Source organism: bacterium (assembly GCA_027622355.1).
GTDB lineage: Bacteria > UBA8248 > UBA8248 > UBA8248 > UBA8248 > JAQBZT01.
Genome location: JAQBZT010000174.1, coordinates 1 through 6554 on the forward strand (window position 1 = coordinate 1; position 6554 = coordinate 6554).

Sequence of the window (6554 nt, forward strand, 5' to 3'; positions counted from 1 at the left end):
CCGGAAATTTTCATTCGTTCGCCTTCGCGGAGGGCGGCCTCGTGCGGCGGCCCGTCCTCGGCCTCATCGGGGAGGCGGGGCCCGAACACGTCCTGCGCGTGGACAGCCCGGCCTCGATCCGCGCCCTGCGCGAGGGCCTGCGGCCGATCATCGCCGAGCTTGTTGGCGCATCGGGGGGCGCGTCAAACGGCCAGGGGGGCGGCCGGGCCACGACAGTGAACGTGGACCTGCGGGGGAGCTTCTTTCCCGATGCGCGCGCGGTCGAGCGGCTCTTCCGGCTCCTCGAGGCGCACGGCGCGGGCCGCCGCGTCTTCCAGCCCGCACGGGCCTGATCTTTCTCCCCTTTTCAACGTAAGCGTTTCCGCAAGCATTTCCCGCAAGATTCTCCATCCGGTTTCCCGAATTTCCTGCAGGTGGTTTTCTCCCGGCATCGGCTACATTCATCCCGGTTGTCTTTTGCGCGAGGAGCGACATGGCCCATCGGTATTTTTTCCAGAACATGATTGATGCGGGGACGGCCATCGCGGCCTCCTCGGTTTCGCCGGGCTTCACGGGGGGCGCCGTGCCGCGCGTGGCGCAGGGCTCCGGTTCGGTCGTCTTCTCGGGCGCCTTCACGGGCGAGGGGACGGAGATCTACACGGTGGAGATCGACGCCGAGGGCGATGTGGGCGCGGCGACATTCAAGTGGCGGAAGAGCACGACGGCTCCCCCCGGCACGTTCGAGGCCTCCGGCGTCCTGACCGCGCTGACGAACATCCTCCTCGATCAGGGGGTGAGCGTGCGCTTCGCGGCGGGGGCATCCACCCCGCATTTCCGCCTGGCGGACCGCTGGCAGGCGAGCGCCTCGCGCTTCCGCTCGCCGGGAAAAATTTTCGACCTCGATCCGGCGACGAAGTGGCGCACGGCGAACCCGCCTTCTGATCCGGAGAGCCTCGTCCTCGATCTGGGCGCGGCGAAGGCGCCGGATGCGCTGATCCTCCACGCCCATAATCTCTCCGCCGCCGCCGCGATCCGCATCCAGGGAAACGGCGCGGACAGCTGGGGCGCCCCCGCGGTGGACGAGGCGGTGACGTGGCGCGCAGATTCGCTTGTGCACTACCTGACGAGCGCGCCGCGGTCGCACCGCTACTGGCGGCTCCTGCTCGCGGGCGATGCGGCGAACGCGGACGGGTTTTTGGAGATCGGGGAGGTCTATCTCGGCGGCTACTTCGAGCCGGCGTTTCATTTCGCATGGGGCGGCGTGCTCACCGAGGAGGCCTTCGAGGAGAGCCGCGAGACCGAAAGCCGCGTGCAGAAGACGGCGCTCCTCAACCGGGGCCGCGCGGCCGCTCTTCCCTACGAACACGTCTCGGCCGCGCAGAAGGACCTTTTCCTTGCCATGTACCGCGCGGTGAAGGACGTGGCGGCCGAGCGGAGCAAGCCCCTCTTCGTCCACCTCGATGTGGACGATCCCGGAACCCTGCTGCTCGCGAACGTCGCGGCGCCCTTCACCCCCGAGGAGCAGGGCCCCGATGATTTCGCGTTCCGGATCGAGCTGCGGGAGCGGCTGACATGAGGCCGGCGAGCGAGCAGGCGATCCTCGACCTCGCGGCGCACGGGGAGGAAAAGCGCGCCCTCGTCCTCTTCTATCTCGCCAACGCGAACGGAAGGCGCGTCTTCTGCCGCACGGCGCCGCCGGATGCGCTCATCGGCCAGAGCGGGCGCGTGTTTCTGCTCGACGGCTCCTGGATACTCGACGGCTCGGTGAAGCTGGGCGAGGGCTCCGAGGAGCTGCTCGGCGTCCACGACTGGGTGATCGACGGCGGCGCCTTCTCGCAGGGAAAGACCTCGGGGGCGTCTCCGCTGGAAGTCTTCCGGCAGAAGGAGCTCTCGGGCCTCACGCTCACGCTTTCCAACGAGCCGGACGATGCGGGACACCCGCGCATGAGCCGCCTGCTCGCGCAGGAGCCTTTTGTGGGCGCGCGGCTCGATGTGCGCGTGGGCTTTTCCGGGCAGACGACGGGGGATGTGATCGGCCTCGCCTCCTTCACCGTCCGGCGCATCATCGAGCGGCGCGGCGCGGCGGCGCTCGAGTGCGAGGGGGCGTGAGATGTGGAGAGCCCTAAAAAGGTCTTTTGTGTACTTGTTTCGCCGCCACCGCCCGATCCGGAGGAAAATATCGGTGGATTTATCGGGGGCCTTCTTCGGAGATCATGATGCCTTCAAAGATGCGGTCAAGGACGCGATTCGCCATGCTTAGGCGTTTTTTTCTCTCGGAGACTTCTGCCGGTCCGGCAAGATCGGGAAGCACCTCTTTTGAGCGCACAATGACTTTTTGCAGGAAAATTTTTGGCTGTGGCCTCGATATTAAATCTTCGACGAGATGCCCAATGACGAGCGCGCGCAGAGCGAGCATGTTCGCGAGAAATTCCTCCATGATGGCCTCCATTTATAGTGGGAAAGACAGGAGATTATATACAAAATGGCCGACCTGACGCAGAGCCGCCTGGCGGATGTCTTCCGGATCGCGCGCGCCTCGAGGTACAGCGCCCCCGAGAACGGAGGCGACGCCCTCCCCATCGTCTACGGCGATCTGACGGTCCCGGCGCGAACGAAGGCGGGCGTCTACACGCTGCCCCAAATCGACACGGGGGGCGCGGGGACCTGGTGCGTCGCGGGCCATGCGATCGCGGGGAGCGTTTCGCTCTTCGATACGGACGGCCTGATCGCACCAGGAGACTACACGCTGAACCTCGCGAATGATTTTCAGGGGAAAGGCATCATTGCGACGGCGGCGTTTTCGGCCGCGCCGAATGGGAGCGTGGCGGCGGTCTGCAAGGGAAAGAAGAACGCCGCGGGCGCCCTCATCGAAAATCCCTTCTACATCGTCGAGGATTTGATGAAGAACCTCTGGGGCTTCACGGATCAGGACATGGACCTGCAGGCGCTCTCCCGGGTGGCGCAGGGGGCGGTGGATGCCGGCTACCTCGCGGCGGTGGTGATCGAGAATGACCGCGCGCCGGCGGATGTCCTGACGGACTTATTGGGGGATTTCCTGGGGGGATTCGAGGTGGACGCCCTCGGGAGGCTTCGCCTCGCCCTCGCCGGCCAGGAGGCGGGCGCCATCCATCCCGTCAAGGCGCTTCCCGCGGCCGAGGCCGAGAGCGTCGAGATCGAGACCTCCCGCGATTCGGTGATCAACCAGGTGCCGGCGCTCTACGCGAAGGACTACCGCGACGGCCGCCACATCAGCCATGAGGACGGAGAGGGCACGAAGGAGGCGGCCTCGCAGGCGCTCTACGGCGTGCGGCTCCCCGAGAGCGGGCGGCTCGATTTCGACTGGGTGCGCACCGCGGCGGTGGCCCGTGCGGTCCAGGCGCGGATCATCGAGCGCTTTGCGGCGCCGGCCCGGGTGGTGATCTACCGGGACGGCACGTTCCGGGGGCTCGAGGCGGAGCCCGATGATTACGTGGTGTTCTCGATTCCCTGGATGCGGACGGCGGAGCTGGAGCCGCTCATCAACCAGATCGGGCAGGTCACGGAGGCCTCGCCCGACCTCAGGAGCCAGTCGGTCGAATACCGCATCCGGGACACGGGTTTTTATCTGACGAAGGCGAATCTTCTGGACGGATCGCAGACGCTGGGCGGCGGGTGGCTGTTCGGGGCTACGCGCGAGCTCGAGCCGGTGGCCTAGGAGGGCAAAATGGCGGACCTGAGAGCGCAGTGGAACGAGGAGGCGGTGGGGGCAAACCACGCAACGAAGGCGGACGTGGTGAACCGCCTCCAGCTGGCGGAGCACAACAGCGATGGGACGCATAAAACCGGCATCCAGGCCAACTGCCGCCTGGACTATGTGGGCGCGACCTCGATCAAGCTCTCACGCTTCAACGGGAAATACCTCCCGCTGGTGAACGCGGACGGGAATGCCTTTTTCATGGAAATTCCCGCGGCGGGGGTAACTCTTACGAACGGCGGGCTTTCCGCCAACACGACGTATAACATCTACGCCTACGACAGCTCCGGGACGATGACGCTCGAAGCCTCGGCCACGGCGCATGCCGTGGATGCCACAACGGGCGTCCGCATCAAGAGCGGGGACGCCACGCGCACCCTGGTGGGAAAGATTCGCACGGATTCTTCGAGCCAGTTCAAGCAGACGAGCATTGACGCGGGAGTGCTATCCTATTTCAACCGGAAGCTCGCGCGGCTGTTTGGTACCGACACTTCCGACCGCACATCCACTTCCACGACGCCGGTTGCAATCGGAGCACTGAACCTCGCATTCCTTTCTTTCGGGGATGGGTCTCTCAATGCGGTATATCTCCATGCGCATGTGGGAAACGACGTGGTGACGCTCTTGGCGAATGTCGGCATCGGATTCAATTCCACAACGGCGTTTCAGGCGCAATCCTCGATGAGAGGAAACACCATAAACGATGACCGCCACACGGCCGTCGTTGTCTTGGATTATTCCGACTCAGAGGGCTACCACACCTGTCATGCGCTGATGTCCACCCAAGCGGGCGGAACGGTGGACGTGGAAGGCGCGACAACGCACGGAACCCGCCTCGCCGCGATGGCCTGGATATAAGGAGGCACCGATGAAACTGCACAAAGGCGTTTTTATTGATGAACTGGCGGCTGCGGGACACTGGCCGAAGGAAGGTTTCGCTTTCGTTCATGGCGCTGACTTGCCGGTGGATGAACTTTTCACGTTTCCAGAGGGTGAACCACAAGCAAACATTGACGCCATCCGCGCGCTGGCCGAGGCGCACGATCCGGTTCCGCCCGCCGTATGGGCGGCGGCGCAGGAAGAAAAAGCCGCTCTGGATGACTTGGCGAACAATAAAACGCTCACGGCGGCGGTCGAGGTGTTCGTCGAGCGCCTGAACGGGCTCGGAGATGCGATCACGCAGGCGGAATTCGCGGCGCTGTATGTGACGAAGCGGAAGGCGGGGGCGTAGCGCGTTTTTTTATTTCCGCTCCACCGCGAGCAGGGTCACATCATCGCGGAAGGTCAGCGTGCCGCAGAAAGCTTCGAGGCGATCGAATATTCCGTCCAGGACTTTGGCGGCGCCTCCCTTCGTGCTTTTCAGGCTCTCCTCGAGGCCCGCGCTTCCGAAATCCTCGCCCTTCGCGCTCTCGGCCTCCCATGCGCCGTCGGTGTAGGCGAGCAGCACCTCTCCTTCCTTCATCTCCAGCTCGAAGCTTTTGTCCTGATAATCCGGCGCGATTCCGAGCGGCGGCCCGGCGTCGAAGGCGAGCGTGCGCACCCCGCCCCCCGTTTCGCGGAGGAGGGGAGGCAGGTGGCCCGCGCTCGCGAGGCGGATGCGGCCGCTGCCCGGCATCGTGAGGCCGATGAGCATCGTGACGAACATCCCGCGGAGCCGGCGCTGGCAGAGATGGCTGTTGAGGGCGGCGAGGAGCCGGGCGGGGTCGCTCTCGCTTCTCGTCACGTGCTGGATGTCGCTGATGAGGCGGGCCATGTAAAGGGCGGCGGCGATCCCTTTCCCGGAGACATCCCCAAGAAAGAAAAGATGGCGGCCCTCGCCCGCATCGAGCGTTCCGATAAAATCCCCGCCCACGGCCGAGGCCGAAAGGTTCCGCCCGGCGATCCCGAATCCATCTCCCGAAACGCTGAAGCCCGGCGGGACGAAACTCTCCTGAATGGCGCGCGCCATCTCGATCTGCTGATCGAGCCGCTCTTTCTCCAGCATGGAGCCGTGCAGCTCGGCGTGGGTGATGGCCACGGCCGCCTGATGCCCGAGCGTCGTGAGATGGGGAAGAAGCGATGATTTGAAGCAGGTTTCCTTTCGCGGCGCGCTGAGGTTGAGGACGCCCAGAATTTTCTCCCGGTAGGCGAGCGGAAGGCTCGCGAAGGAGCGCGAGCGGCGCGCGCTCTGGCGCTTTTCCTCGAAGCGCGGATCGTTGTCGATGTCCTCGACCAGGATCGGCTCGCCGCTCACCGCCACCCGACCCGAGATGCCCTCGCCCGGCCGGACCCGCGTAGCGGCGATGGTCTCGGGGCTGAGGCCGATGGCCTCCGCGATCCGGAGAAAGGCCCGCTCGGTGTCGTAGAGCAGGATCGAACCCTGGCCGGCGTCCGCGACATCCATGGCGGTATGGAGGATGGCCTGGAGCGTCTCGTCGAGCTGGAGGGAGGAGATGAGGGCGGCGGTGCAGGCCTGTATCCGCCGCAGGTGCGCGTTTTCCTCCTCGAGAAGAGAAAGGCGCGATTGAATGTCAGCGTTTCCCTCGGTCATGGGCGGCTCTTGTTTTCTGGTTGGACAAAGTTCCGTTGGTTGAACGAAGCGCCGCGGTTATAATACCACGGTTACCCGATGTGTTTTGGCGCCGCATTTATCAGGAAAATTCGAATGGCGAACGACTGGAAGGATGTGGAGGCGCGCTTTCACCGCGCCGCATCCGGTGTGGCCGCATCTGGTGTGGCCGCATCTGGTGTGGACTTCGCCGCGCTCCGGCTGGTGCGCTCGCAGGATGAGCGGCTCTCGGTGCGCCGCGGGGTGGTGCAGCCCGCCGTCTGGGAGGAGGACCTCGGGGCGATGATCACGGTG

General features: G+C 65.0%; 9 protein-coding genes. 7 read left to right on the forward strand and 2 right to left on the reverse strand.

Annotation, left to right across the window (positions count from 1 at the left end):
- The 3 genes from O2807_10375 to O2807_10385 all read left to right on the forward strand — a co-directional run.
- Nucleotides 1–332, forward strand: a 332-nt coding sequence (locus tag O2807_10375) for a hypothetical protein (protein ID MDA1000901.1), incomplete at its 5' end; no start/stop codon positions are given.
- Nucleotides 333–472: 140 nt separating this feature from the next.
- Nucleotides 473–1555 (forward strand): hypothetical protein, encoded by a 1083-nt coding sequence (locus O2807_10380; protein ID MDA1000902.1) that lies wholly within the window; start codon nt 473–475, stop codon nt 1553–1555.
- Nucleotides 1552–2088, forward strand: coding sequence for a hypothetical protein (locus O2807_10385; protein MDA1000903.1), 537 nt, complete (start codon nt 1552–1554; stop codon nt 2086–2088). The genes O2807_10380 and O2807_10385 overlap by 4 nt, the downstream gene beginning before the upstream one ends.
- 79 nt (nt 2089–2167) lie before the next feature.
- Here O2807_10385 and O2807_10390 read toward each other — a convergent pair whose 3' ends face one another.
- Nucleotides 2168–2416, reverse strand: coding sequence for a hypothetical protein (locus tag O2807_10390; GenBank protein ID MDA1000904.1), 249 nt, complete (start codon nt 2414–2416; stop codon nt 2168–2170).
- Between the two features lie 45 nt (nt 2417–2461).
- Here O2807_10390 and O2807_10395 point away from each other — a divergent pair, with 45 nt between their 5' ends.
- From O2807_10395 to O2807_10405, 3 genes are read left to right on the forward strand one after another with little or no spacing between them, the layout of a single operon-like run.
- Nucleotides 2462–3673, forward strand: a complete 1212-nt coding sequence (locus O2807_10395; GenBank protein MDA1000905.1) for a hypothetical protein — start codon at nt 2462–2464, stop codon at nt 3671–3673.
- 9 nt (nt 3674–3682) lie between these two features.
- Nucleotides 3683–4570 carry a hypothetical protein gene (locus tag O2807_10400; protein ID MDA1000906.1) on the forward strand — a complete coding sequence of 296 codons (888 nt, stop codon included), beginning with the start codon at nt 3683–3685 and terminating at the stop codon, nt 4568–4570.
- 10 nt (nt 4571–4580) lie between these two features.
- Nucleotides 4581–4943 (forward strand): hypothetical protein, encoded by a 363-nt coding sequence (locus tag O2807_10405; protein ID MDA1000907.1) that lies wholly within the window; start codon nt 4581–4583, stop codon nt 4941–4943.
- Between the two features lie 9 nt (nt 4944–4952).
- Here O2807_10405 and O2807_10410 read toward each other — a convergent pair whose 3' ends face one another.
- Nucleotides 4953–6242: a SpoIIE family protein phosphatase gene (locus O2807_10410; GenBank protein ID MDA1000908.1), complete on the reverse strand. Its 1290-nt coding sequence runs from the start codon at nt 6240–6242 to the stop codon at nt 4953–4955.
- Nucleotides 6243–6356: 114 nt separating this feature from the next.
- Between O2807_10410 and O2807_10415 the strand changes: the two genes are divergently transcribed.
- Nucleotides 6357–6554: hypothetical protein (locus tag O2807_10415; GenBank protein ID MDA1000909.1), on the forward strand; the 198-nt coding region annotated here is incomplete at its 3' end.